Here is a 26,142-nt window from a genome sequence, read left to right as displayed (position 1 = left end):
GTACGCCCAGCGTGGGTGGGCTCCGTGGTGATCGCGTCGAGCCGATATCATGGTTTGTGGAGCTGGGAATATCGATCGTCGCTCCGGCCTTTTTCTTGTATCCGTGTTCCCGAAAGTTTCCACCAGATCGAAGATCTGAATGTCCACAGACGGCGCCACCGGCGCCGCACCTATGTTCCATGGAGGGCCCGAACCGCATGACAAGTTCAGCAGGGCATGTACACACCGGCGGTGACGACCCGAACAAGGTCGCGATGCTGGGTCTTACGTACGACGACGTCCTGCTCTTGCCGGCGGCGTCGAATGTCATCCCCGGCCAGGTCGACACGTCCAGCCAGCTGACCAGGGACATCCGGCTGCGAGTGCCGCTCGTCAGCTCCGCGATGGACACCGTCACCGAGGCGCGGATGGCCATCGCCATGGCCCGCGCCGGTGGGATGGGCGTCCTGCATCGCAACCTGTCGGTCGAGGCGCAGGCCGGGCAGGTGGAGACGGTCAAGCGGTCCGAGGCAGGAATGGTCACCGACCCGGTCACCTGCAAGCCGTCGGACACCCTCGCCGAGGTCGACGCCAAGTGCGCCCGCTTCCGGATTTCCGGACTTCCGGTGACCGACGAGGCCGGGCAGCTTGTCGGCATCATCACCAACCGCGACATGCGCTTCGAGGTCGATCAGAACCGCGCCGTGTCCGAGGTCATGACGAAGGCCCCGCTGATCACCGCCCAGGAGGGTGTGACCGCGGAGGTGGCGCTGGGCCTGCTCCGCCGCCACAAGATCGAGAAGCTGCCGATCGTGGACGGTCAGGGCAAGCTCACGGGCCTCATCACGGTCAAGGACTTCGTGAAGACCGAGCAGCACCCGGACGCCACCAAGGACCGCGACGGCCGGCTCCTCGTCGGCGCCGCCGTGGGTGTGGGCGACGAGGCGTGGAGCCGCGCAATGGCCCTCACCGACGCCGGGGTGGACGTGCTCGTCGTCGACAGCGCCCACGGTCACTCGGCCGGCGTGCTGGACATGATCTCGAAGCTCAAGGCAGAGGTCGACGAGCGTGTGCAGATCATCGGCGGCAACGTCGCCACCCGCAGTGGTGCGGCCGCTCTCATCGAAGCCGGTGTGGACGCGGTGAAGGTCGGTGTGGGCCCCGGCTCCATCTGCACCACCCGTGTCATCGCCGGTGTCGGCGCCCCGCAGATCACGGCGATCCTCGAAGCGGTCGCCGCGGCCAAGCCGCACGGTGTGCCGGTGATCGCCGACGGTGGACTGCAGTTCTCCGGCGACATCGCGAAGGCCCTGGCGGCAGGCGCGTCGACGGCCATGCTCGGTTCGCTGCTCGCAGGCACCGCGGAGTCGCCGGGCGAGCTGATCCTGGTCAACGGTAAGCAGTACAAGAGCTACCGCGGCATGGGTTCCCTCGGCGCGATGCAGAGCCGTGGCGCCGCGAAGTCGTATTCCAAGGACCGCTACTTCCAGGACGACGTGCTGTCCGAGGACAAGCTGGTTCCGGAGGGGATCGAGGGCCGGGTCGCGTTCCGCGGTCCGCTGTCCCAGGTCACCCATCAGCTCACGGGCGGTCTGCGGGCCGCCATGGGTTACACGGGAGCGTCGTCGATCGAGGAGCTGCAGAACGCGCAGTTCGTGCAGATCACGGCTGCGGGTCTGAAGGAGAGCCACCCGCACGACATCACGATGACGGTCGAAGCTCCCAACTACACCGCTCGCTAGCAACCAGTCACGATTCACGAGAAAGGGGCGCGCGTGCGCGACCTCGTTGAGATCGGCATGGGCCGAACAGCCCGACGAACCTATGAGCTGGACGACATCGACATCGTCCCCTCCCGCCGGACCCGCTCCTCCAAGGAGGTGTCGACGTCCTGGCAGCTCGACGCATACCGGTTCGACATTCCGGTGCTGGCGCATCCGACCGACGCGCTGGTCTCGCCGTCGTTCGCGATCGAACTCGGCAAGCGTGGTGGCCTCGGGGTCATCAACGGTGAGGGTCTGTGGGGCCGGCACGCGGACGTCGAGGCGAAGCTCGCCGAACTCGTCGCACTGGCCGAGTCGGACGTCGACGTCGAGGCGCCGATCAAGAAGCTGCAGGAACTGCACGCGGCGCCGTTGCAGCCGGGACTTCTGGCCGCTGCCGTGGCCCAGGTCCGCGATGCAGGTGTCACGACCGCGGTGCGGGTCAGCCCGCAGAACGCCCGGGCGCTGACCCCGCAGTTGCTGGAGGCGGGCATCGACCTGCTGGTCGTGCACGGCACGATCATCTCCGCCGAGCACGTCGCGCACGGCGACAGCGAGCCGCTGAACCTCAAGACGTTCATCTCCGAGCTCGACGTCCCCGTGGTGGCCGGTGGGGTGAGCGATCACCGCACCGCACTGCACCTGATGCGCACGGGCGCGGCCGGTGTGATCGTCGGATACGGCTCCACCGAGGGTGCCACGACCACCGGTGAGGTGCTGGGCATCGGTCTTCCGATGGCGACGGCCATCGCCGACGCCGCTGCTGCCCGCCGCGACTACCTCGACGAGACGGGTGGACGCTACGTCCACGTGATTGCGGACGGCGACATCACGTCCTCGGGCGACCTCGCCAAGGCGATTGCCTGTGGCGCGGACGCCGCAGTCCTGGGCGCACCGCTGGCCGTTGCCGCGGAAGCTCCCGGCGGCGGCTGGTACTGGCCGTCGGCCGCGGCGCACCCCTCGGTTCCGCGCGGCACGATGCTGCCGGTCTCGTTCGGTGACCGTCCGTCGCTCGACCGGGTCCTCACGGGTCCGTCCGACGACCCGTTCGGTTCGCTGAACTTCGTCGGCGGGCTGCGCCGCTCGATGGCGAAATCGGGGTACTCGGATCTGAAGGAATTCCAGAAGGTGGGCCTGACGGTCCGCGCCTGAGGCGTCCGTCCGTCACTGCTTTCTCCCGTCGCCCGATGTCACATCGGTGCAGTTCAACTGCACTGGTGAGGCATCGGGCGACGTGCGTTTGCGGGTATCGCGACCGTTCCTGATACCTCTCGTTACAGTTAGGTGACCCTTGTGGCAGCTGTCACAGCCGCGGGGTGCATACTGGCGAGTAATAACTCAGGTGTCGTTGGAGGTCGAGTGATGAGCAAGCAGCGCGCAACGGAGTACGACGTCCTCATCGTCGGTTCCGGATTCGGTGGCAGTGTCACCGCGCTCCGATTGGTCGAGAAGGGCTACAAGGTCGGCATCCTCGAGGCGGGCCGTCGCTACGCCGACGCGGACTTCGCGAAGACCAGCTGGGATCTCAAGAAGTTCCTGTGGGCGCCCGCTCTCGGTTTCTTCGGCATCCAGCGCGTCCACCTGCTGCGCGACTGCCTCATTCTCGCCGGGGCCGGCGTCGGTGGCGGTTCGCTCAACTACGCGAACACGCTCTACAAGCCCCCTGCCTCCTTCTTCCAGGACAAGCAGTGGTCGCACATCACCGACTGGCACGACGAGCTCACGCCGTACTACGAGCAGGCCCGCAAGATGCTGGGCGTGGTCCAGAACCCGCACATGACCCCCGCCGACGAGATCATCAAGTCGGTCGCGGAGGACATGGGCGTGGGCGACACGTTCATCCAGACCCCGGTCGGTGTCTTCTTCGGTGAAGCGGGAAAGACCGTGCCCGACCCGTACTTCGGTGGCGTCGGCCCCGACCGCACCGGGTGCATCGAATGCGGCGAATGCATGACCGGATGCCGGCACGGCGCCAAGAACACCCTGCTCAAGAACTACCTGGGCCTCGCAGAGAAGGCCGGTGCCGAGATCATCCCGATGACGACGGTCACCGGTCTGCGCGAGGCATCCGACGGCACCTGGGACGTCTTCACCCGGCGCAGCGGGCCGCGCAAGAACCGGAACCGCAAGACGTACACGGCCGCGAACGTCGTCCTGGCCGCGGGCACGTGGGGCACTCAGCATCTGCTGTTCGACCAGAAGGAGACGGGCGCGCTGCCCAAGATCTCCGACCGCCTGGGGGTACTCACCCGCACCAATTCGGAGTCGATCCTCGGCGCCGCCAAGAACAAGGTGGACCCCGCGCTCGAGCTCACGAAGGGCGTCGCCATCACGTCGTCCTTCCACCCGACGTCTGACACCCACGTCGAGCCGGTGCGCTACGGCAAGGGGTCGAACTCGATGGCCCTGCTGCAGACGCTGCTGACCGACGGCGGCGGCAGGAGGTGGGTGACGTTCCTCAAGGAACTGGCGAAGGATCCGACGGCTCTGAAGGTCCTCACCCCGTACAAGTGGAGCGAGCGCACCATCATCGCCCTCGTGATGCAGAACCTTGACAACTCCATCACCACGTACACGAAGAAGGGCCTGTTCGGTCGGCGCAAGGTCACCAGCAAGCAGGGCCACGGCCAGCCGAACCCCAGCTGGATCCCGGCGGGTAACGAGGCGACCCGCCGGATCGCGGAGAAGATCGACGGCCGCGCGGGCGGCACCTGGGGAGACGTGTTCAACATCCCGCTCACCGCGCACTTCCTCGGCGGCTGCACGATCGCGTCGGAACCGTCGAAGGGCGTCATCGACCCCTACCACCGCGTGTGGGGTTACCCGACGCTGAGCGTGGTCGACGGTTCGGCCGTGTCCGCGAACCTGGGCGTCAACCCGTCGCTGACGATCTCGGCGCAGGCCGAGCGTGCGGCTTCGCTGTGGCCGAACAAGGGCGAGAAGGATCAGCGGCCGGCGCAGGGCGAGGGATACCGGCGCCTGAACCCGGTCGCTCCGGTCGCCCCGGTCGTCCCGGAGGGGGCGCCCGCCGCACTGGTGCTGCCGATCGTCGAGATCCGCAACAGCTCTGTGGTGCCCGACACGCAGAAGCACGGCGTTGCATAGGACCCGAGAGGGCCGGGTCATGGGGTCGCGCAGACCACAGAGCTGCGCCGATTAGACTGACCCGGTGGCAGATATCGAGCAACAGAGACCGGTCCTCGTCGTCGACTTCGGCGCGCAGTACGCGCAGCTGATTGCCCGACGGGTGCGTGAGGCCAAGGTCTATTCCGAGGTGGTTCCGCACACCGCGACCGTCGAGGAGATCGCGGCCAAGAATCCCCTCGCCGTGGTGCTGTCGGGCGGGCCGTCGAGTGTCTACGCAGACGGGGCGCCCCAGCTCGATCCGGCACTGTTCGATCTGGACATTCCGGTGTTCGGCATCTGCTACGGATTCCAGGCCATGGCCGGCGCGCTCGGCGGGACGGTGGCGCACACCGGCACCCGTGAGTACGGGCGCACCGACCTGAAGGTGCAGGGTGGTCTGCTGCACGAGGGGCTTCCGTCCAGCCAGCCCGTGTGGATGAGTCACGGCGACGCGGTCACCGAGGCCCCGGCGGGCTTCGAGGTGACGGCCACCAGCGAGGGCGCACCCGTCGCCGCGTTCGAGGACCGGGCCCGCAAGCTCGCCGGTGTGCAGTACCACCCGGAGGTGCTGCACTCGCCGCACGGCCAGCAGGTGCTCAGCCGGTTCCTCCACGAGATCGCAGGCATTCCTCCCGCATGGACGGCCGCGAACATCGCCGACGCCCTCGTCGAGCAGGTCCGCGAGCAGGTCGGCGACGGCAAGGCGATCTGCGGACTTTCGGGCGGTGTCGACTCCGCTGTCGCGGCGGCGCTCGTGCAGCGCGCGATCGGCGACAACCTCACGTGTGTGTTCGTCGACCACGGTCTGATGCGTGCGGGGGAGCGTGCCCAGGTCGAACAGGATTTCGTTGCCGCCACCGGCGCCAAGCTGATCACGGTCGACGCCGCCGACACCTTCATCGGTGAGCTGGCCGGGGTGTCCGACCCGGAGACCAAGCGCAAGATCATCGGCCGCGAGTTCATCCGCAGCTTCGAGGGTGCGGTCAGTGACGTGCTGGGCGAGAACGCCGCACACGGCGACACGGTCGAATTCCTTGTGCAGGGCACGCTGTACCCGGACGTCGTGGAATCCGGCGGCGGTACCGGCACGGCCAACATCAAGAGCCACCACAACGTCGGCGGACTGCCGGAAGACCTGCAGTTCACGCTCGTGGAACCACTCCGCCTACTGTTCAAGGACGAGGTCCGGGCGGTGGGACGCGAGCTGGGTCTGCCCGAGGAAATCGTGGGACGCCAGCCGTTCCCCGGTCCCGGGCTCGGCATCCGCATCATCGGCGAGGTCACCCAGGAGCGGCTCGATATCCTGCGTCACGCGGATTCCATTGCGCGCGAAGAGCTGACGGCCGCCGGGCTCGACGGTCAGATCTGGCAGTGCCCGGTGGTGCTGCTCGCCGACGTCCGCAGCGTCGGCGTGCAGGGTGACGGACGCACCTACGGTCACCCGATCGTGCTCCGCCCGGTGTCCAGCGAGGACGCGATGACGGCGGACTGGACGCGACTGCCCTACGACGTTCTCGAGCGGATCTCCACCCGGATCACCAACGAGGTGCACGACGTCAACCGTGTCGTCCTGGACATCACGAGCAAGCCGCCGGGCACCATCGAGTGGGAGTGACGCACTGTGCGCGGTGAGCGAGTCCGAGGACTCGCTCACCGCGCACATGCGCTTGCGCCCCTATCGCCGCCGGTTCGGGGCGAACACGAGCACCACGCCTACCAGCACCGCGACCACCACGAACAGCCAGCGGAACTCGACGTTCGCGAGCGGTTCCAGCGAGAACGGCCCCGTGAGCGCCCAGCCGCTCACCAGGAGTGCTGCCAATCCTGCGAGGAGTAGGAGCGGCGACGGGCGCTTGCGCGTCCCGGTCTGCGCGCTGTCCTGAGTGTCGTCGATGTCATCCACGGCGCACCTCCACACTTCCGAACTGGACATCTGCATTGAGGTTCAGGACGGGGCCGTCCGTGCCGTCGACGCCACCGTCGAGACCGTCGGGGAGGCACTGCACGTCGCCGAACTGGGCGGTGCAGTGGTTCTCGACGTTCATGCCGGGCGGCAGGAGCACCACGACCTCACCGAACTGCCCGCTGACGTCGACCGTCTTGTCCTCGGTGAGAGTGACGTTCCGGAGGTCGAGCGTGAAGCTGCCGAATCCACCGGAGTAGGCGGGCTCGATGGCGGCCGCTGTCGTCGGGTTCCAGGTCCGGTCGCCCATGTTCTCGCTGTTCAGGTCGAGGGACCCGACGATCGAGGCGAGGATCACGAAACCGATCAGGGGACCTGCGACGACGAGAAGGCCGTAGCCCTTGCGCAGGAATCCGCCGATCAGCAGCCCCACTCCGATGACGGCCAGCGCGACGGCGCCGATGCGACCGGGGTTCAGCCAGTCGGATCCGGTGGCGACCGACAATGCCGTCGCCGCCGCGGCCGCCAGGATGGCCAACCCGATCACCATGGTGGTCAGACGGGAGTGGGTGCGCTCCGGTTGGACTGCGGGAGTGGTGGTCCTGGCCGGCTCGGGCAGGTCCCACGCGAACGGGGCGACACCGAGCGGATCCCACGCCGGCGGTCGCGGTTCGAGCGGCGCGAACGGGGCCGAGGGTGCGTCGACCTGCGGACCGGGGGTCGGGGACTTCTCGAACGACACCGGATCGGATTTGGCGGCAGCGGTTTCGGGATTCAGTGCCTCGGTGGGCGCGTCGGCCGGCTTGTCGTCCGAGGTGGGAGGTGTGCTCGGCGTGTAGGAGTCGGGAAGCTTCGTGTACGGACCGTACGCACCCGGACCGTACGCACCCGGACCGTACGCACCCGGACCGTAGGCACTCGGACCGTACGTGCCCGGGCCGAACGGGTTGGCGCCGAACTGACCTGGCGCGAAACTCGTCCCGGGATAACCGGTCCCGACACCCGGGGCAACTGCTCCGGCGGGCAACGGCGGTGGTATCGGCTGCCGCTGGTACAGCAACCACAGGCCGCCGAGCATCAGCGCCATGCTGATCAGCCCGGAGCCGCCGAGGCCGACACCGAACGGGCCGACGGTGGTCAGTGCGATGGCCAGTGCGACGAGAAGGACGATGGTCTTGGTGCCCGAGTCGGAGCTGTGACCGCGTCCCACCAGCGACTCCGCGGGTGATGCCGGGTCGCCCGACTTCGTGAGGGCGAGCCAGCACGCCAGGTAGAGGAGCACACCGGCGCCACCGAAGATGGTGGACACGACGAAGGCGACTCGTATCAGTACGGGATCGACGCCGTAGCGGTAGCCGATTCCCGCACAGACACCGGCGACGTGACCACGGCCCGGCAACCGCACCGGTCGGGTCCGCCACAGATCCTGTATCTGCTCTTGGAAGCTCCCATTGCTCATACGACCATCGTTCCGGTCGGCGCGGCGCGCGTACATCGGGAACTACCCTGATCTTTCCGGCCGGGGTGGGCTGGAACGCGTGCCGAAGTCAGGGTTGGACCCTGATGCCGCAGCCCGGGGATCGTGCCAGTATCGAAGATGTGCACCCTGTGTCGAACACGTCCGCGGGCGGCGCCCAGTACGCGGGCGCCGTGACCGCGCCTGTCCCGTCCGGCGGCATCCCCCTGCCGCGGCTCGAACGCCGGACCGGTGGTCGCATCGTCGGCGGCGTCGCGGGTGGTATCGCCGATCAGCTGGGTGTCGACGTGATGAAGGTGCGGGTGGCGTTCGCCTGTCTCGCCGCGCTCGCCGGTGCGGGCATCGTCGCCTACGGACTGTTGTGGATCTTCACGGCCGCAGGTTCCGACACCGAGAAGCCCAGTGCGTCCGAGCGACGGAGAGCGTACGGACTGATCGCGATCGGCCTGGCCGGTGCGTCCGCGCTGTCGTGGTTGTTCAGTGGCCGCGTCGGTTCGGTGATCGCGCCGATCATCGTGGTGGCGGTCGGCGCGGCCCTGGTGTGGCGCGAATTCGATTCGGAGGGCCCGCGCACCGTCATCGGGCTACCGCAGCGTCCCACCGTCCTCACCTGGGCGCGGGTCCTCGGCGGCGTGACGTTGATCGTGTCGGGTCTCGGTGTGGTGATCCTCGCGCAGGTCGATCTCGCTGCGCTGCGTTCGTCGTTGCTGGCGGTGGTGGTCACCCTGGTCGGCGCCGGGTTGCTGACCGTGCCCCTGTGGTTGCGACTGTGGCGCGCGCTGGGCGCGGAGCGTGCCGCCAGGATCCGCAATGACGAGCGTGAGGAGATCGCGTCCCACCTGCACGACTCCGTCCTGCAGACCCTGGCGCTGATCCAGAAGCAGGCCGACCATCCGCAGGAGGTCGCGCGGCTGGCCCGGGGGCAGGAACGGGAACTGCGGAAGTGGTTGTTCGGTGGGGGAGACGCCGACCATTCGAGTCTCGCGGAGGCGTTGCGCATCATCGCGGGCGAGGTGGAGGACCACCACGGCGTCACGGTGCGGCCGGTGACGGTCGGCGATGTGGCGCTCGACGTCGACGACACGGGCGAGGGTCTGTCGAAGGAGAGTTTCACGGCGGTGCTGGGTGCGACGCGGGAGGCTCTGGTCAACGCGGCCAAGCATTCCGGGGAGACGGACATCAACCTGTTCGCCGAAGCGGAGCGCGAACAGGTCAGCGTGTTCGTCCGGGACCGCGGCGTCGGATTCGACGTCGACGAGGTGTCCCCGGACCGTCAGGGCCTCGCGAAGTCGATCCGTGGACGGATCGAGCGGCGAGGCGGGCACGTCGACGTGCGGTCCGCACCCGGCAAGGGCACCGAGGTGCGAATCCACATGCCGCGGAACGGCCGGACGTGGGCGGCAGCGGGCGCTTCCGAGGACTCGGATGCTGCCGGCGTCGAGGACGTGCCGTTCAGTCAGGGTGCGTGAGCACCACTTTCGCCGTGTCGGCGCACTGGTGCGCGGTGTCTGCTCGCATGCTGTCCCGGTGAGGGGGTAATGTTCGCCGGCGACACGACTGTGGGGGTCGTGTTGTCGCATCCTGCTGTGGCGGGGTGAGACGCGCGAGATGTCAAGGGGGGATTTCATGTTCGACCGTGAGGGTCTGTGCGTGCGCGAGCACGAGTTGCAGAATCAGATCGATTCGATGCTGGCCACGCTCGACCGGCAGACGCAGGATCTGCATGCCGCTCAGCAGCAGGTGGCGCAGCTGCGGGTGAGTGGGGCGTCGGCCGACGGACTGGTGCAGGTGGTGGTGAACTCGGTGGGCGGCGTAGTGGACGTGCACCTCGCCCCCGACGCGTTCCGGCGGTCGACTCCCGAGTCGCTGGGGCGTGCGATGACCGAAGCCGCCCGGCGGGCGGGGGAGGCCGCGCACACCGAGTCGATGCGCATCATGGGATCGATCGTGTCCGCGACCGAGACCCTGCCGGATCTGCCGGACCTCGTTCCCGGTGCTCCGAGCGTGCGGGACTTCCTCCCGCGCCTCGAACCCGACGTCGGCGGCGTCCCGTCCGATCGGGAACCGGACCCGGATAATCCCGACGACCCGCGGTGGAATCGGCCGGTCCTGCGGGACGGATGGCAGTGAGCGCGCAACTGTGGGTGGACCCGGCGCATCTGCGCAGCGTCGCGCCCCGATTCGAGGCGCTCTCGCAGCGGATGGCGGAGGTCGCCGCCGCACTGCATTCGACCCTCGAGGCCGAGGGGGAGTGCTGGGGCGGCGACGAGACCGGGACGACGTTCGCGAGCGGGTATCAGGCGTCGGCGGACGTGGCCGGGCGGTCGCTGGGGTTCGCGGCCGGGGCGCTCGCCGCGCTCGGATCCAGGCTCAGGAGCACCGCCGACTCGTTCGACGACACCGACCGCGGCACCGCATCCAGCCTCGCCGGGCTGTTCTGATGGGCATCGAGGTTCCGGGCAGTGTCCGGTGGCTGGCGGAGAAGGTGGTCGGGGCGGACTGGCCCGACGCGGACGAAACGGCGATGGAGCGGCTCGGGCAGGGGTGGAAGGACGCCGGAGCCTCGCTCGACGACATCATCGAGGAGGCCGACGCCGCCATGCGGTCGGCGATGTCCGGGGTCAGTGGTGACGTCGACACCGCGATGGCGCAGCAATGGGCGCGGATCGGTGCGGACGGGGCGCTACGCGAGTTGTCGGGGTTGCTCCACGAACTCGGCGACACCCTCGACTGGTCGGCCGACGACGTCCGGGTCGCGAAACTGTCGATCATCGCGGCGCTGGTGGCGCTCGCGGCCGAACTCGTCGCGGTAGCCGCGGCCAGCGCGATGACGTTCGGTGCGGCGAGCCCGGCCGCATTCGCGGCGGAAGCGGCCACACAGGTCACCGTCCGAATGATCATCCGGCAGCTGATCACCTCGATCCTCACCCGCGCCGCCGTGGGCGCTCTGAAGGGCGCGGCAGGGACGGCGGCCATGCAGGCGACGTTGGAAGCCGGCCTGCAGTGGTACGAGAAGGAACACGGGCGGCGCGACAGCATGGACTGGGGCAACGTCGCCGAAGCGGGCGGCAAGGGTGCGGTTGAGGGAGGCGTGAAGGGGGCGGTCAACGGTGCGTTCGGGTTGAAGCTCACCGACCCTCGTTCTCAGTTCGGGGGCATGCTCGGCTCCTACGTGCAGGAGGACACCGTCGGCAAACCGAGGTTCAGCGACGCCGTCGTCGACGAGATGCTGGACCGGACCGGACTCGATGACGACGTCCGGCGTGCCCGCGACGAGATCGACGGGCGTCTGCCGTGAACGGGGACAGCCATAGCTTCCGCCGGGAGACCGACATGACGGTGAGACCGACATGACGGTGGATTCACGCCGGGGCGTACCGAGCAGGCACGGCGTGCACGGTGACCCCCGCTACCCCTCGCCCCGCAGGCTGCGGCGGGCGACCGCCTTCGCGATCGACTGGCTCCTCCATATCGGCGTGGCGATCGGGGTGTCGGCGGTGTGCGAGGCATTTCCGGAACTCACGCCGTGGTCTTTCGCTGCGGCAGTGTCCTCCTGGATTGCAGTGTCGTTCGTGCACCGAACCGTTCTTCAATCGGTGTTCCATACAACGGCGGGGAAAGCACTGTGTGGACTGTGCATCCTGAAGTCCGACGGATCGTGGCCAAGGTTCGGCTTCCTCACGAAATGGTGGGTGATCGGTGCATTCTCGACCGTTCTCGTCGCCTTTTCCGGCGCGGGTGGCGACAGTGACGAGGAGGACGACTGGTTTCCTCCGGTCGTTCGGCTCCGAGACGTCCGGCGCCTGCACGTCACCTAGAGTGGGGTGACACTACCCGTCCACGCGAGGAACAGCCGCAGTGACTTTGCCTGAAACACCCCCGTACCGTGTCTTTCTCGTCGATGATCATGCCGTTTTCCGTTCCGGTGTCCGCGCCGAGCTCGGCCGGGAACCGGACATGGAGGTGGTGGGCGAGGCGGGCGGTGTCGCGGAGGCGGTGTCCGGCATCAACGCCACGTCACCGCACGTCGTGCTGCTCGACGTCCATATGCCCGACGGCGGCGGTGTCGCGGTGCTGCGGGGTATCGAGTCGGGTCCGGTGTGCCTGGCGCTGAGCGTGTCCGACGCTGCCGAGGACGTGATCGCCGTGATCCGCGCGGGCGCCCGCGGGTACGTCACCAAGACGATCTCGGGCGCGGAACTGGCCGACGGCGTGCGCCGGGTCGCCGGCGGTGACGCCGTGTTCAGCCCGAGGCTCGCGGGATTCGTGCTGGACTCCTTCACCGGACGTTCCAATGCTCCTGAGCCGCAGCTGGATCCGGAGCTGGATTCGCTGACGCCGCGGGAGCTGGAAGTGCTGCGGCTGCTCGCACGCGGTTACACGTACCGGGAGATCGCCGAGGAACTGGTGATCTCGGTGAAGACGGTCGAAACGCACGCGTCGAACGTGCTGCGGAAGACACAGCAGTCCAACCGGAATGCGCTCACGAGGTGGGCGCACCGCCGGCGGATCGACTGACCTCCCGGGGTGTCAGGGCTGGGCGAGGAGGACGATCACGGCCACGAGCACGGCCAGGATCAGGATCGCGACCATGACACCCATGGCGATCGGCGCCCACGCCACCACCTGATCGCGGACAGTGGGGGCCGGCGAACCGGGAGCGGGTTTCGTCGGGCGCGGCGGCCACTGCAACCGGCCGAGCGGACGCGGCACGTTCTTGAGCGGTGTGCTCTGATGCACCGCGGGCAGACCGGCCTGGGTGGAACTCACCAGTTTGCTGCGCCGGCGTGAGTCGGGCAACGGCGTCGAGCGGTGTGCCCACGCCGGGATGGTGCCGTCTGCGGAATAGACGGGCGAGCCGACGAGGTGCGCGACGTTTCCGTCCCCGGCCATGGCCACCCGGGCCAGGGCGTCGCGGGCCTCGGCCATCGTCGGACGACGCGCCGGGTCGGGCTCGAGCAGGTGCAGCAGCGTGTCGGTGAGCGGCCCGGCCTTACTGGGACGGTAGATCTCGGCCTTCGCGACCCGGTGCAGGAGTGCGATGGAATCGGAGTCGATCCCGAACGGCGGCTGGCCCTCGACGACGGTGTACAGCGTGGAACCGAGCGAGAAGACGTCGCTCGCCTCGGTGGGGTCCTGACCGCGGGCGACCTCGGGGGAGAAGTACGCGGGTGTGCCGGTGATGACCCCGTTCGTGGTGTCGGCGGAGTCTCCCTTGGCGCGGGCGATGCCGAAGTCGCTGATCTTGACGGTGCCGAGTTCCCGGCCGCGGTCGGCGACGAGGATGTTGCCCGGCTTGATGTCCCGGTGCACGATCCCGGCGGCATGGGCGGCCGTGAGTGCGTCGGCCACCTGCGCGCCGATCTGGGCGACCTCGAGCGGGGGCAGTGTGTCGGCGATGTTCATCGCCTGGGCGAGGCTGCGGGACGGCAGGTACTCCATGACCAGCCAGGGCTCGCCTGCCTCGAGTGCGACGTCGTACATCGCGATGGAATGGCGGTGGGCGAGTTTGGCGGCGTTGCGACCTTCCCGCATGGTGCGTTCGCGGACACGGCGGGCCTCGTCGGGGTCGAGTCCGGCCGTCGTGGTGACCTGTTTGATGGCGACGTCGCGGTGCAGCAGGGTGTCCCGGGCGAGCCAGACCGCGCCCATTCCACCGCCGCCCAGTTTGGACCGCAGGCGGTATCTTCCGGCCACCAGGTATTCGGGTCCGATGCCCCTTTCGCTCTGCTCCTGCTCCATCACGCGTTCAGGTTAGAGGATTGTGCGGACACGAGATGTGCGACGGTCCTGACCTGGCCATTCGGGGTCCACTTGACGGGTCACCACCGACCGGCTTTACTTGAAATGAGTTCGAAAATACGTTCGAACAAAGCGTCTGTTCGAGCCGCGTCTTCCCCGTGGTTGCCGACCGCTGTTGGTGCCGAGTGTCAGGGGTGTCGAGTTGGCTGAAGTGGCCGGCGAGCCGGGGTTTCCGGTGCCGGGGTCTCCCGAGTTGTCCGGGCTGTCCCGGCAGGAGCGTCTGGACTACCTCCGACGACGGATGGCCGCTGTTCCCGCGCGCGGTGAATCGGTGGCGAGCCGCGCCCCGGTGGAGAATGCGTTCCCCGCGACGGGTACTTCCGCAGCACCCGATTCCCATGCTGCCGGGGTACTCCCGGTTCCGGCTGCGCTGGCCGAACTCCTTCCCCGAGGCGGGCTGGTGCGCGGTTCGGTGGTGTCGGTGTCGGGTGCCACGTCGCTGCTGCTGGGGTTGGTCGCGTCCGTGACCGCGGGCGGCGGACACGTCGCGGTGATCGGGCATCCCCGGCTCGGGGTGCTGGCAGCGGTCGAGATGGGGGCGCAGCTGGAACGGCTGGCCCTGATCCCCGACCCGGGCGCTGATCCGGTGGAGATCGCCGCGGTGCTGCTGGACGGAATGGATCTGGTGGTGCTCGGACTGGGAGGGGCGTCGGTGGCGCCGTCCCGGGCGCGTGCGGTGGTGGCCCGGGCCCGGAGCAAGGGGTCGACCCTGGTCGTCACGGACGGGCACTGGGACGGCGCGGAGATGCGGCTGGAAGCCCGGGTGCACGGTTACGCCGGACTGGGCAACGGATCTCAGGACCGGGAATGCGGGCGGTTGCGTTCTCTCAGCCTGGCGGTGTGCGCCCAGGGGCGGTCGTTCCAGCCGCGCACCACCCGGCTGGACGTGCGGTCGGCGCAGGGCCGGGTGGAATGGGTGAGCACTCCGGAACCGGTGGCGTCCCTCGAGGCCGCCCCCTTCCCGGAGTCGGTGGAGGTGGTGAGTCTGTGAGCCGGGTGCTGGCGTTGTGGTGCCCCGACTGGCCCGCGGTCGCGGCGGCCGCCTCCGCGGACCTCCCGCCGACGCATCCGGTGGCGGTGACGTCGGGCAATCGGGTGATCGCCTGCTCGGCGCCGGCCCGCGCGGACGGGGTGCGCAGAGGGCTGCGCCGCCGCGAGTCCCAGGCCCGGTGCCCCCGGTTGCACGTGGTGGCAGCCGATCCCGACCGCGATGCGCGGCTGTTCGAGCCGGTCGCCTCGGCCGTCGACGCGGTGGCGCCCGGTGTCGAGGTGCTGCGACCCGGGCTCGTGGTGCTGTCCGCTCGGGGCGTCGCCCGGTACTTCGGTTCGGAGGAAGCCGCCGCGGAACGATTAGTGGACCAGGTGTCGGCGGTGGGGGTGGAGTGTCAGGTCGGCATCGCCGATCAGCTGTCCACGGCCGTGATCGCCGCGCGCAGAGCAACTCTCGTGCCACCCGGTGAGGGGGCCGCCTTCCTGGCGCCGCTCCCGATGCGGGAACTGGCCGCCGAGCCGAGCCTCGCGGCACCCCACCGCGGTGAGCTGGTCGATCTGCTGCACCGGCTCGGGTTGCGCACGATCGGCAGTTTCGCCGCGCTGTCGGCGGGCGATGTGGCGTCACGGTTCGGAACCGATGCAGTGCTGGCACACCGGGCCGCGCGGAGTGAACCGGAGCGTCCCCCGTCGGGGCGGTCGCTGCCTCCCGACCTGGAGGTCGAGGAACGGTGCGATCCCGTCATCGAACGGGTCGACGCCGCCGCCTTCGCGGGTCGTGCGCTGGCGGAGAAGCTTCATCGCACACTGTCGGACGCCGCGGTGGCCTGCACCCGGCTGTCGATCTCGGCGAGTACCGGCAACGGTGAGCAACTGTCCCGGATCTGGAGATGTGCGGAACCGTTGACGCCGGAGGCGACGGCGGACCGGGTGCGGTGGCAGCTGGACGGGTGGCTGACCGGGCGCAGTGAGAAGCGGCCCACCGCCGGTATCGCCGTCCTGCGGCTCGAACCGGTGGAAGTGGTGGCCGCCGGCGCCCTGCAGCTGGGGCTGTGGGGTGGGGTCGGCGACCAGGACGAGCGGGCCCGGCGGGCTCTGGTGCGCGTGCAGGGACTGCTCGGTGGGGAAGCCGTGCAGGTGGGGGTCCTCAGCGGTGGGCGGGGCCCGGCGGAGCGCATCACGTTGCTGCCGTTGGGTGACGAGCTGATTCCGCGCAACGATCCGTCGGAGCCGTGGCCGGGCACGTTGCCGGAACCGGCGCCTGCCGCGGTGCTGACCGCGTATCCGGAGGTGTGGATGTCGGACGAGCGGGGTATGGCTGTGACGGTCACGGAACGGGGTGTGTTCAGCGCGCCTCCCGCGCGGTTGCGGTGGGGGAGCCGAGAGTGGGCGGTGTGCGGATGGGCCGGACCGTGGCCGGTGGACGAGCGGTGGTGGGACCCTCCGGCCGCCCGGACGGCGGCCCGGGCCCAGGTACTGCTGGAAGAGTCGCGGGCGCTGCTGGTGATCTGCACGGCAGGCCGTTGGTCGGTGGAGGGAATCTATGAGTGACACGGAGCGGGACACGCTGCACCGCAGGGTCGTCGTCCAGGAATTGACGAGCCTCGACGGGTTCGTCGCCGGGCGGTCCGGCGAGCTGGACTTCTTCGATGCGGTGCCGGATTACGGTGAGGTGGACCGGTACAACCTCCGTCTGCTCGCCGACACGGACCTCGCCCTGCTGGGGCGCAAGACGTATCAGATGTTCTCGGACTACTGGCCCACCGAACAGGCTCAGGGCGAGGTCGTGGCCGAGACCGTCAACGCGATTCCGAAACTCGTGTTCTCCTCGACGCTGGACAGTGCCCCGTGGGGGGATCGGGGGCCGGCGCAGCTGTGGCCGGGCGACGCCGTCGAGAGGGTGCAGCAACTCCGGCAGGAGCCGGGGGGCGGCCTGATCGTGTGGGGAAGCATCACCCTCGCGCGATCGCTGCTCGCCGCCGAACTGGTCGACGAAATCCAGTTGCACGTGGTGCCGATCCTGCTGGGACAGGGACGCAGGCTCCTCGACGAGGACACCGGATGCATGCGCTGACGTTGCTGGAGTCGAAGGGCTACGACTCCGGGGTCGTCACGTTGCGCTATCGGGTGGGGCGGGCGGCGTAACCCGCCCAGCCGACCTCCCTTGCGAACCGACCGTTCGAAATGCTTTGCTGTGCAGAGGGTCGCGTGCCGGTGGCGGACAGCGTCAGGCATGGAGGCTGGCCACGGCTGCATCGTCGGGCTCGTGGCATACCTCGAAGGGGTCGACTGTGCCCATTTCTTTCAACCACACGATCGTCGCCGCCAAGAACAAGCAGGAGTCGGCGTCCTTCTTCACCACGTTGTTCGGACTGCCGGACGCCGTGCCCGCCGGCCATTTCCTGGCGGTCGCCCTCGACAACGGGGTGTCTCTCGACTTCGCGGAACCGCCGATCGAATTCCAGCCGCAGCACTATGCGTTCCTCGTCGGCGAGGACGACTTCGACCGGATCTACGGCCTGATCGTCGAGTGGGGTCTCGATCACTGGGCGGATCCGCGGCAGACGCTGCCGGGCACCATCAACACCAACGACGGCGGGCGAGGCGTCTACTTCCTCGACCCGTCCGGTCATTATCTGGAGATCATCACCCGCCCGTACGGGTCGGGTCGGTAGTTCGCGGCCAGGGTGTCCGTACTCGCTAGTCTGGATTCTCGTGGAGACGAGCAGGACTACCCCGACGCGCGCCGGTATCGAGATCGCCTACCGAGACAGTGGCGAGTCCTCGGTGCCGGGGTCATCGGACGTCCATCCCGTGCCGGTGGTTCTGGTGCACGGGATGGGCGGTGACGGCGGTACCTGGGACCGATTCGCCCGCGCACTCGTCGCCCGCGGGCGACGCGTCCTCGTCCTGGATCTGCGGGGGCACGGTCGCAGTGCCCGCGCCGGGTCGTATCTGTTCGAGGAGTTCGGTGCCGACGTGGTGGAGGTGTGCGACAACCTCGGCCTGACGCGGGTGGATCTCATCGGGCATTCGCTCGGTGGTCATGCGGCGTCGCTCGCGGCTCAGGCCTCTCCCGGGCTGGTTCGCCGGCTGGTGATCGAGGAGGCACCGCTCCCGTTGCGTCCCGGTGACCCGGAACAGGTCTTCGCGAATCGGCTGCCGTCGCTGCCGGAACTGTGGCACGCAACGACGAGCCTGATCCGGCATCCGCGGGCGGTGTTCGCCTTCGATCGGTCGATGACGGGTTCGGCGCTCGAGCAGTTCCGCCGCCCGGATCCGTTGTGGTGGGACAGATTGCCGGACATCGAGGCCGACACGCTGATTCTGCGGGGCGGTACGGGCGGAATGGTGGATCCGCGCAGACTCGAGTCCGCGGTGGCGGCGATACCGAACTGCCGGGTGGTGGTGTTCCGCAGCGGCCACAGCATTCATCGCGACCGCTACGACGACTTCGCGGCGGCGGTCCTGCCGTTCCTGATGAAGCCCGAGAAGAGCTGACAAAAAGTCCGAAAATGTAAACCGTGACGGCTTCGGCAGGACTAGCGTGGGAACCGAAGCGGGGGCTCGGAACGAGACGGTAGTCACGACGAGCGACCCGAAGCTGCGGGGCGTCCGACGACGTCCTCCGCACGTCCGGAAGAAGGCCAACGATGTCGACACTCACGCCCGGACGCCCCTACGCGCCCGGCAGGCAAGGGTTCAGCTCGCTCCGCGCGGGGGGCCTCAACTGGGACGCGTTCCCGCTGCGGCTGTTCACGAAGGGCAACGCCAAGTTCTGGAACCCCACGGACCTCGACTTCGGCCGGGACGCGGAGGACTGGGAGGGGCTGAACTCGGAGCAGCAGCGCAACTCCACGTATCTGGTCGCACAGTTCATCGCCGGTGAGGAAGCGGTCACCGAGGACATCCAGCCGTTCATGAAGGCGATGGCCGCCGAGGGGCGCTTCGGGGACGAGATGTACCTGACGCAGTTCTGTTTCGAGGAGGCCAAGCACACCCAGGTGTTCCGGTTGTGGATGGACGCGGTGGGCCTGACACGCGACCTGCATCCCTTCGTCGCCGAGAACCCGTACTACCGGCAGTTGTTCTACGAGGAGCTGCCGGGATCACTGAAAGTGCTCGAGAGCGATCCCAGCCCCGCCAATCAGGTGCGGGCCAGCGTCACCTACAACCACGTCATCGAGGGCAGTCTCGCACTCACCGGGTACTACGCCTGGCAGAAGGTGTGCACCACGCGCGGGATCCTGCCGGGGATGCAGGAACTCGTCCGCAGGATCGGCGACGACGAACGACGCCACATGGCGTGGGGGACGTTCACCTGTCGCCGGCACGTCGCCGCCGACGACAGCAACTGGGACGTCGTCCAGGAGCGGATGGCGGAGCTGATGCCGTTGGCCCTGGGCATGATCGACTGGGTCAACAAGCAATTCGAGGTCCAGCCGTACGGGCTCGACGACCAGGAGTTCATCGCGTACGCCGCAGACCGGGCGCAGCGCCGGCTGGGGGCGATCGAGTCTGCGCGCGGACGCCCGGTCGAGGAGATCGATCTGGATTACTCACCCGAGGCCCTCGAGGAGAAGTTCGGCGAGGAGGATGCCAAGGCGATGTCCGAGGCCGCAGGCTGAGGCACGCGTCGCGGTGGCAGATGGCAGGATCGGCTCATGGCGCTCACCGCACTCGACCGCAGACTCATCGGCTGGTCTGCAGCATTCGTGATCTCGCAGGCGAAAATCGTCCGGCTTCTCGGTCCGGTGGCACCCCGGCTCGCCGACATCCAGACGGCCCGGTCCGCCCGGTCCTACACGGCGATCCTCGACGCAATGTCCGCCGCCGACACGGCACGCTACCGCAGCCACTACTACCCGGACTTCGTCCATCCCGTGATCTACGCGGTCGCGTTGCGCACAGGCGCACGACGTCTGGCGGAGCTGACACCACTCTCGGCGAGAACGCAGAGGGTGCTGGCGGCGGCCCCGGTGATCTCCGCGGTGGGCGACTACGCCGAGAACGTCGTCGGGCTGTATCTGCTGTCTCATCGCGAGCACATCACCGATGCGACTGTGCGCACCACCAGTGCGGTCAGCGTCACCAAATGGGTGCTGGCGCTCGGGACGCTCGGATATCTCTCCCAGGGATTCGTCCGGGTCTGGGCGGGACAGCTGTTCTACCGCTAGATTCGGCCACATGTGTGCCGCCGAGCTCAGTGTCGAGTACTTCTCCGGACAGGCCGAGTTCCGGGAATGGCTCGGCGCTCATCACGACTCCTCACCCGGCATCTGGCTGAAGATGGCCAAGAAGGGGTCGGCGCATTCGTCGATCAACTACGACCAGGCTCTCGAGGTCGCGCTGTGCTACGGCTGGATCGACAGCCAGGTCCGCCGCGTCGACGACGACTTCTTCGTGCAGCGGTTCACCCCGCGCTCGTCACGAAGTCCGTGGTCGAAGCGGAACCGGGAGTTCGCGGAGAAACTCGCCGAGGCCGGTCTCCTCGAGCCTGCGGGCGTGGCGGAGGTGGAGCGGGCCAGGGCCGACGGCCGCTGGGACCGCGCGTACGCGGGACAGAAGGCGGCGGAGATACCGCAGGACTTCCTGGACGCCCTCGTACAGAACCCCGAGGCCGAGGCCTTCTACGCGACACTCGACAGCCACAACCGGTACGCCGTCTACTACCGCCTGCAGGACGCCACCCGCCCGGAGACGCGTGCCCGCCGTATCGAGAAGTTCGTCCAGCAGTTGTCGGAGCGCCGGAAGTTCCATGACTGACCGATTGTCGCGACTGACACAATGGCACCGTGCCTGACACGATCACCGCCACCTGCTCCGCCCTGTCCGCGACCGACGAACCCCTCGCAGGCACCGCTGCGCACGTCACGGGCTGGGTGTGCCTCGAGTTCCCCGGCGCGTGGGGCCGGGACGTGCTCGACGGCACCGCGCTCGGACCGGACCTGGCCCGTGAGCTGGACGCCCGCGCCGACGCCGCCGGGGTGCGGGTCATGTTCATCCGCCGGCCGGGCCGCAGCACCGCGGCCCCGGATCGGCGGACGGTGCTGCTGGCGCAGTCGCATCCCGCGCGGTCGTGGTGCGAGCGGCTCGAGATCGCCTTCCCGGAAGACCTGCTCGACCTGGACCTCGGGCTGATCGCGGGAAACGCACCCGGGCTGGGCACGCCGGTGACGGACCCGGTCGTCCTGGTGTGCGCGCACGGGAAGAGGGACCAGTGCTGCGCCGTCCTCGGACGGCCGGTCGCGGCGGGTCTGGCCGCGGAGTTCGGCGACGCGGTGTGGGAGTGCTCGCACACGGGTGGGCATCGGTTCGCGCCCTCGCTGATCCTGCTGCCGACGGGTTACACGTACGGCCGGCTGTCGACGCAGGAGAGTGTCGACGCGGTCCGCGCCGCCGCTCGGGGCGAGGTGTACCCGACCGGGCTGCGCGGCCGCAGTTGCTGGGACGCGCCGGGGCAGGTGGCGGAACTCGCCGTCCGCGATCTCGTGGACGCGGCCGCGGACGAGCTCACGGTGGACGCGAATTCGGTTGTCGCGCATCGTGACGGGCGCTGCTGGGTCGTCGACCTGGAGGAGCGGGAACTGCCGCCCCGGCCGGCGAGTTGCGGGGCGGCGCCGAAGCCGGTGCGACCCGTCGTCGCCACCGGAGTCCGCCCTTTCGCCCCCTGAGGCGGTCACCAGTGGGTGCCGGGCACCAGCCTTCCGACCTTCCGGGCGGCGCGGCCGAGCACCGACGACGTGTGGTGCCGGGGTTCCGGCGGGTGCTGAGGGGCCGGCCCCGCGTCGTCCGTGCTCTGCCCCTTCGCCGCCGGGGAATCGGGGAACATGCGATACATCTGGTGCATCGCGCGATCCTTGACGGCGGGTGCGAAGACGTGGCCGAGTTCCCCGAGCGTGCCGGTCGGGACGTCGATGCGCTTTGGGCGTTCGATCAGCGCCCGGACGACCATCGCGGCCGCCTTCTCCGGAGAGGTGATCGGTCCGACGTTGTACCGGCCGGTGGGCGCGATCATCGGCGTCTCGACCAGTGGCATGTGGATGGTGGTGAACGTGATTCCGTCCGAGAGGGTTTCGGACGCCGCGACGTCGGTGAAGCCGTCGAGGGCCGATTTGCTGGCGACATAGGCGGCGAACCGCGGCGTCGCGCCCTGGACCCCGGCGCTGCTGATGTTGACGATGTGCCCGAACCGCCGCTCGCGCATCTGCGGGAGGAAGGCGAGGACGAGCCGGACCGCGCCGAAGTAGTTGACGGCCATGGTCCGCTCGAAATCGTGGAGCCGGTCCGTGGAGTGGTAGAGGCCCCGACGGATCGACCGGCCGGCGTTGTTGACGAGCATGTCGACGTGATCGTGCTCGGCGAGAACGGCTTTGACGGTGTGCTCGACCGACTCGTCGTCGGTGATGTCGCAGGGGTAGCCGTAGGCGTCGCCGCCCGTCGCGCGGATCTCGGCCACCACGGCGTCGAGTTCCTCGGTGCGCCGGGCGAGGAGAATGACCTTCGCGCCCTTGCGGGCCGTCGCGATCGCGGAACTCCGGCCGATCCCGGACGACGCCCCGGTGATCACCACGTGTCTGCCCACGAGCGGTCCGGCCGGATGGGGCCGGCGCGCCCGATCGGGATCGAGGTTCTCGCGCCAGTACGACCACAGCCGGTCGGCGTACGACGCGAACCGCGGGACGTCGATGCCTGTGCCGCGCAGCGCCTCCCGGGTGTCGTCGTTCACGAACACTGTGGGCAGCGTCATGTTCTCGACGAGTACCGGAGGGATGCCGAGCGCGCCGAGCACCGCCTTGCGGCCCGTGTCGAGGGCCGAGTCGGGGGTGGGACTGAGGAAGGGGCGGACGAGTCCGCCGGGCAGTCCGGCCGCGGGATGCGGCGCCCCGGCAGCCTTGGCGAGCGCCGCGTAGATCTCGCGGACCGGCTGCGGACGTGGATTGACGAGATGGAACGTCTGGCCGTCCCTTCCGGGTGCGGACACCAACTCCACGATGGCCGTGGCCACGTAGTCGACGGGTACGACGTTGGTCGATCCGATCCGGGGGACGGCCACGGGGAGGGCCGCGGGGAGTTTTGCGAGCGCCGCGATGGCGGGGAAGAGGTAGTACGGGCCGTCGATCTTGTCCATCTCGCCGGTGACCGAACTGCCGACCACCGCGGAGGGCCGGTAGATGCGCCATCGCAGGCCCTCGGCTTCCCGCACCAGCTTCTCCGCCTCGAACTTGGTGCGGTGATACGGGGTGGGGAATCCCTGCCCGAGATCGAAATCCGTTTCCCTGAACGGACCTTCGTGATCCCCCGCGACGGCGATGGACGAGACGTGATGCAGAGTCGCATCCAGTTCCCGGGCCAGCGCGATCACCGAGCGGGTGCCGTCGACGTTCGTGGTTGCCTGTTCGTCGCCCGCCGTGAGGTCGTAGATCGCGCCGAGGTGCAGGATGTGATCGGCTGCCGGCGCCGCGGCGAGTCCGAGGCCGGGCTCGGTCAGGTCGCCGATCAGCGGATGCACCCGTTCGCCGCCCGACATGCCGTCGACGAGCGCCTCCCAGCGCGCGACGGACGCGCGCCGGACGAGGACGTGGATCTCGGCTGATGCATCGCGGTCGAGGATGAGGGGCAGCACGTGCCGTCCCAAGAATCCGGTTCCGCCGGTGACGAGGTAGGTGGCCATGACCCGAACTTACTCCAAAGTAAGATAATGCACTAGTGGCCCAGACCCACCTTGGCGTGCACCTTCTTCATCCAGGCCGGGGCCCACCAGTTGGCCTCGCCCATCAGCTTCACGAGGGATGGAACGAGGAGCATGCGGACCACCGTCGCGTCGACGACGAGTGCGACGATCATGCCCACACCGAGAAACCGCATGATCGACAGACCGGAGATGGTGAACGCTCCGGTCACCACCACGAGCAGCAGCGCCGCGGCCGTCACGATGCGGCCCGTGCGCTCGGTGCCGAAGCGCACCGCCTCCTCCGTGGTCGCGCCGGCCTCGTGCGCCTCGACCATGCGTGACATCAGGAACACCTCGTAGTCGGTCGACAGGCCGAAGACCACGGCGAGGATGAGGACCACGAACGTCGCCTCGAGCGGTGCCGGACTGACCCCGAGCAGACTCGCGCCGTGGCCCAGCTCGAAGATCCAGGTGAGTACACCGAACGTGGCGGCGAGGCTCAGCCCCGCCATCGCGACCGCCTTGATCGGCAGCACCACCGAGCCGAACGCCAGGAACAACAGCACGAGCGTCGAACCCACCATGATCGCGATCATCACCGGCATCCAGTGCACGATCGCCGCGTTCCCGTCGTCGACGGTCGCCTGACCGCCGCCGACGAGGAGTTCGGTTCCCTCCGGCGGCGTGATGGCACGGAGTCCGTCCACTGCGGCGCTCTGGTCGTCGGTGGTGACGCCTTCGGAGTAGACGGCCTGGACCGCGACCAACTCGTTGCCGGACGCGACGACGGTGGCCGCCCCGATGCCCTCCACCCGGCCTGCGGCCTGGGCGACCGCGGCGCCGTCGGCGGCGGTCGGGGCCGTGCCGTCGGTGCCCCGGAGAATGAGGGTGGCGCCGTTTCCGGTGGTGGGAAATTCGGTGGTGAGAGTGTTCGTGGCGATGCGGGCGGGGTCGTTCTCCGGCAGCACCGTGTACGTGACCTCGCCGAGTGACGCGCTGAGCAGGGGCGAGGCGAGGACCATCAACCCCGCGACGATGCCGACCGCGATGGCGACCGGCCGCCGCATCACCCACGTGACGACGGAGCCCCAGAACGTGCGGGCGCGAACCTCCCCACGCTGCGCCGCATCCTTGCGCCAGGTCAGTGCGTTGATACGATGACCCAGGATCGCGAGCAGCGCCGGGACCGCGGTGAGTGACAGCAGCGCCGCGCTCGCGACCGCGGCCATCGCACCGAACCCGAGCGACTTGATCACGTCCTGCGGAAATACGAGCATGCCCGAGAACGCGCACACGAGAAGCAGACCGGAGAACAGCACGGTGCGGCCCGCGGTCAGGACGGTGCGCCGGGTCGCCTCCGCGACGTCGGCGCCGGACTCCAGTTCCTCGCGGAAACGTCCGACGATGAACAGGCCGTAGTCGATCGCGAGCCCCAGTCCGAGCAGGGACGCCACGTTGATCGCGAACGAACTGACGTCGGTGAACAGGGTCAGCAGGCGCAGGGTGGCCAGGGCGCTGAAGATCGAGAGCAGCCCGACGAACACCGGAACGGCCGCGGCCACCAGTCCGCCGAAGATGAAGACCAGCAACACGAGAGTGATCGGGAGCGCGATCGCTTCGGCCAGCACCAGGTCCTGTTGCAGCCGGTTGTTGAACGCCACACCCACCACCGAATTGCCCGCGAACTCGGTGTCGATGCCCTCCACCTCGAGCTTCGGCAGCAGGTCGTCGAACGTGGCGGCGGTGATTCCGGCGTCGGGGTCGACGGTGATCGCGGCCGATGCCTTGGTGCCGTCCTCCGACACCATCAGCTGCTTCCTCGCCGCGTCCGCGGTCCAGTACGACGTCACCGAGTACGTCGGCACCTCGGCGGCGAACCGGTCGAGACTCGCGGTGACCTCGGGGCCGATGTCGTCCAGGGTCTTCCCGTCGGGTGCCGTGTAGATGGCGATGATGTCCGGTGTCTGCGGACCCAGGTTGTCCTGGACGATCCGGGCCACTTCGGCGGATTCGCTACCGGGATCGGTGAACCCGCCCGAGCTGAGTTTCGCGAAGACACCGGTGCCCCACGCGCCGCTCACCAGGACGGCGACGACGGCGAGGCTCAGGACCCACCATTTGCGTGTAACAACGGTCGAGGCCCAACGTGTCATGCGTCATCTCCGGCTTGTCTGGGGCGGGCAGCTGCGACTGCCGACTGTAGTGCGGATCGGTGTGTCACCGACGGGGGTGTGATGCGGCTCCCGGCAAATCGTGCATACTCGGCATCGCACTTGCAGCCACACGCACGGGGGAAGCCGGTCCGAATCCGGCGCTGACCCGCAACGGTAGGCCACCAGATCATTTCGGTGGCGAGCCCGATTGCCCGGCGTGGGGTGTGCGACATCCTTTTCGTCGTGGTCTACGAAGCGGAGTCCTGCAGGCGCCG

General features: G+C 68.7%; 24 protein-coding genes. 19 read left to right on the top strand and 5 right to left on the bottom strand.

Annotated elements, in window-relative coordinates:
• Positions 1–197: 197 nt before the first annotated feature.
• The 4 genes from guaB (at position 198) to guaA (ending at position 6,483) form a co-directional block, all read left to right on the top strand.
• On the top strand, positions 198–1,721 hold the full coding sequence (guaB, locus tag GO592_RS18645; protein ID WP_005570999.1) for an IMP dehydrogenase: 1,524 nt from the start codon (positions 198–200) through the stop codon (positions 1,719–1,721).
• 33 nt (positions 1,722–1,754) lie between these two features.
• Positions 1,755–2,894, top strand: coding sequence for a GuaB3 family IMP dehydrogenase-related protein (locus GO592_RS18640; RefSeq protein ID WP_005257142.1), 1,140 nt, complete (start codon positions 1,755–1,757; stop codon positions 2,892–2,894).
• Positions 2,895–3,104: 210 nt separating this feature from the next.
• Positions 3,105–4,847 carry a GMC family oxidoreductase N-terminal domain-containing protein gene (locus tag GO592_RS18635; RefSeq protein ID WP_005257140.1) on the top strand — a complete coding sequence of 581 codons (1,743 nt, stop codon included), beginning with the start codon at positions 3,105–3,107 and terminating at the stop codon, positions 4,845–4,847.
• A gap of 64 nt (positions 4,848–4,911) precedes the next feature.
• Complete coding sequence (guaA, locus tag GO592_RS18630) at positions 4,912–6,483, top strand: glutamine-hydrolyzing GMP synthase (RefSeq protein ID WP_005570997.1); 1,572 nt, start codon at positions 4,912–4,914, stop codon at positions 6,481–6,483.
• Between the two features lie 60 nt (positions 6,484–6,543).
• Here the strand turns inward: guaA and GO592_RS18625 are convergent, their stop codons facing one another.
• Both GO592_RS18625 and GO592_RS18620 read right to left on the bottom strand, forming a co-directional pair.
• Positions 6,544–6,771: a hypothetical protein gene (locus GO592_RS18625; protein ID WP_007296628.1), complete on the bottom strand. Its 228-nt coding sequence runs from the start codon at positions 6,769–6,771 to the stop codon at positions 6,544–6,546.
• Entirely contained in the window at positions 6,764–8,266 is a 1,503-nt protein-coding gene (locus GO592_RS18620; protein WP_082324890.1) for a PspC domain-containing protein, read from the bottom strand. Before GO592_RS18620 ends, GO592_RS18625 begins: the two co-directional genes overlap by 8 nt.
• 68 nt (positions 8,267–8,334) lie before the next feature.
• On the opposite strand from GO592_RS18620, the gene GO592_RS18615 reads away from it, so the two are divergent.
• The 6 genes from GO592_RS18615 (at position 8,335) to GO592_RS18590 (ending at position 12,766) form a co-directional block, all read left to right on the top strand.
• Entirely contained in the window at positions 8,335–9,717 is a 1,383-nt protein-coding gene (locus GO592_RS18615; protein ID WP_420228093.1) for a PspC domain-containing protein, read from the top strand.
• Positions 9,718–9,874: 157 nt separating this feature from the next.
• Positions 9,875–10,378 (top strand): YbaB/EbfC family nucleoid-associated protein, encoded by a 504-nt coding sequence (locus tag GO592_RS18610; protein ID WP_007296631.1) that lies wholly within the window; start codon positions 9,875–9,877, stop codon positions 10,376–10,378.
• Positions 10,375–10,689 (top strand): WXG100 family type VII secretion target, encoded by a 315-nt coding sequence (locus tag GO592_RS18605; protein WP_039950892.1) that lies wholly within the window; start codon positions 10,375–10,377, stop codon positions 10,687–10,689. Before GO592_RS18610 ends, GO592_RS18605 begins: the two co-directional genes overlap by 4 nt.
• Positions 10,689–11,546, top strand: coding sequence for a WXG100-like domain-containing protein (locus GO592_RS18600; protein WP_007296633.1), 858 nt, complete (start codon positions 10,689–10,691; stop codon positions 11,544–11,546). The genes GO592_RS18605 and GO592_RS18600 overlap by 1 nt, the downstream gene beginning before the upstream one ends.
• A gap of 52 nt (positions 11,547–11,598) precedes the next feature.
• Entirely contained in the window at positions 11,599–12,066 is a 468-nt protein-coding gene (locus GO592_RS18595) for an RDD family protein (RefSeq protein WP_005570983.1), read from the top strand.
• A gap of 40 nt (positions 12,067–12,106) precedes the next feature.
• A complete protein-coding gene (locus GO592_RS18590) occupies positions 12,107–12,766 on the top strand; it encodes a response regulator (protein ID WP_005257121.1) in 660 nt (219 codons plus the stop codon).
• Between the two features lie 12 nt (positions 12,767–12,778).
• Here the strand turns inward: GO592_RS18590 and GO592_RS18585 are convergent, their stop codons facing one another.
• The gene (locus GO592_RS18585) at positions 12,779–13,990 is read right to left on the bottom strand and encodes a serine/threonine-protein kinase (RefSeq protein WP_005257120.1); all 1,212 of its coding nucleotides are present in this window, start codon (positions 13,988–13,990) and stop codon (positions 12,779–12,781) included.
• Between the two features lie 211 nt (positions 13,991–14,201).
• Between GO592_RS18585 and GO592_RS18580 the strand changes: the two genes are divergently transcribed.
• From GO592_RS18580 to GO592_RS18540, 9 genes are all read left to right on the top strand, one after another.
• Positions 14,202–15,041, top strand: coding sequence for a hypothetical protein (locus tag GO592_RS18580; protein WP_007296635.1), 840 nt, complete (start codon positions 14,202–14,204; stop codon positions 15,039–15,041).
• Positions 15,038–16,591 carry a DNA polymerase Y family protein gene (locus GO592_RS18575; protein WP_007296636.1) on the top strand — a complete coding sequence of 518 codons (1,554 nt, stop codon included), beginning with the start codon at positions 15,038–15,040 and terminating at the stop codon, positions 16,589–16,591. Before GO592_RS18580 ends, GO592_RS18575 begins: the two co-directional genes overlap by 4 nt.
• Positions 16,584–17,114: a dihydrofolate reductase family protein gene (locus GO592_RS18570; RefSeq protein WP_007296637.1), complete on the top strand. Its 531-nt coding sequence runs from the start codon at positions 16,584–16,586 to the stop codon at positions 17,112–17,114. The genes GO592_RS18575 and GO592_RS18570 overlap by 8 nt, the downstream gene beginning before the upstream one ends.
• Positions 17,115–17,331: 217 nt before the next feature.
• The gene (locus GO592_RS18565; RefSeq protein ID WP_007296639.1) at positions 17,332–17,715 is read left to right on the top strand and encodes a VOC family protein; all 384 of its coding nucleotides are present in this window, start codon (positions 17,332–17,334) and stop codon (positions 17,713–17,715) included.
• Positions 17,716–17,755: 40 nt separating this feature from the next.
• Positions 17,756–18,541: an alpha/beta fold hydrolase gene (locus tag GO592_RS18560; protein ID WP_005257096.1), complete on the top strand. Its 786-nt coding sequence runs from the start codon at positions 17,756–17,758 to the stop codon at positions 18,539–18,541.
• 152 nt (positions 18,542–18,693) lie between these two features.
• Complete coding sequence (locus GO592_RS18555) at positions 18,694–19,668, top strand: R2-like ligand-binding oxidase (RefSeq protein WP_005257095.1); 975 nt, start codon at positions 18,694–18,696, stop codon at positions 19,666–19,668.
• A 36-nt stretch (positions 19,669–19,704) separates the two neighbouring features.
• Complete coding sequence (locus GO592_RS18550; protein WP_007296640.1) at positions 19,705–20,217, top strand: hypothetical protein; 513 nt, start codon at positions 19,705–19,707, stop codon at positions 20,215–20,217.
• A 10-nt stretch (positions 20,218–20,227) separates the two neighbouring features.
• Positions 20,228–20,806 (top strand): YdeI/OmpD-associated family protein, encoded by a 579-nt coding sequence (locus GO592_RS18545; RefSeq protein ID WP_007296641.1) that lies wholly within the window; start codon positions 20,228–20,230, stop codon positions 20,804–20,806.
• Positions 20,807–20,835: 29 nt separating this feature from the next.
• Positions 20,836–21,714, top strand: a complete 879-nt coding sequence (locus GO592_RS18540) for a sucrase ferredoxin (RefSeq protein WP_007296642.1) — start codon at positions 20,836–20,838, stop codon at positions 21,712–21,714.
• A 5-nt stretch (positions 21,715–21,719) separates the two neighbouring features.
• Here GO592_RS18540 and GO592_RS18535 read toward each other — a convergent pair whose 3' ends face one another.
• Both GO592_RS18535 and GO592_RS18530 read right to left on the bottom strand, forming a co-directional pair.
• Positions 21,720–23,714, bottom strand: a complete 1,995-nt coding sequence (locus GO592_RS18535) for an SDR family oxidoreductase (RefSeq protein ID WP_007296643.1) — start codon at positions 23,712–23,714, stop codon at positions 21,720–21,722.
• A 32-nt stretch (positions 23,715–23,746) separates the two neighbouring features.
• On the bottom strand, positions 23,747–25,867 hold the full coding sequence (locus tag GO592_RS18530) for an MMPL family transporter (protein WP_007296644.1): 2,121 nt from the start codon (positions 25,865–25,867) through the stop codon (positions 23,747–23,749).
• Positions 25,868–26,142: the final 275 nt, after the last annotated feature.

The organism is Rhodococcus sp. 21391, from assembly GCF_016772255.1.
In the GTDB taxonomy this organism is placed as follows: Bacteria; Actinomycetota; Actinomycetes; order Mycobacteriales; family Mycobacteriaceae; genus Rhodococcus_F; species Rhodococcus_F opacus.
This window is presented reverse-complemented; position numbering and strand designations above follow the sequence as displayed.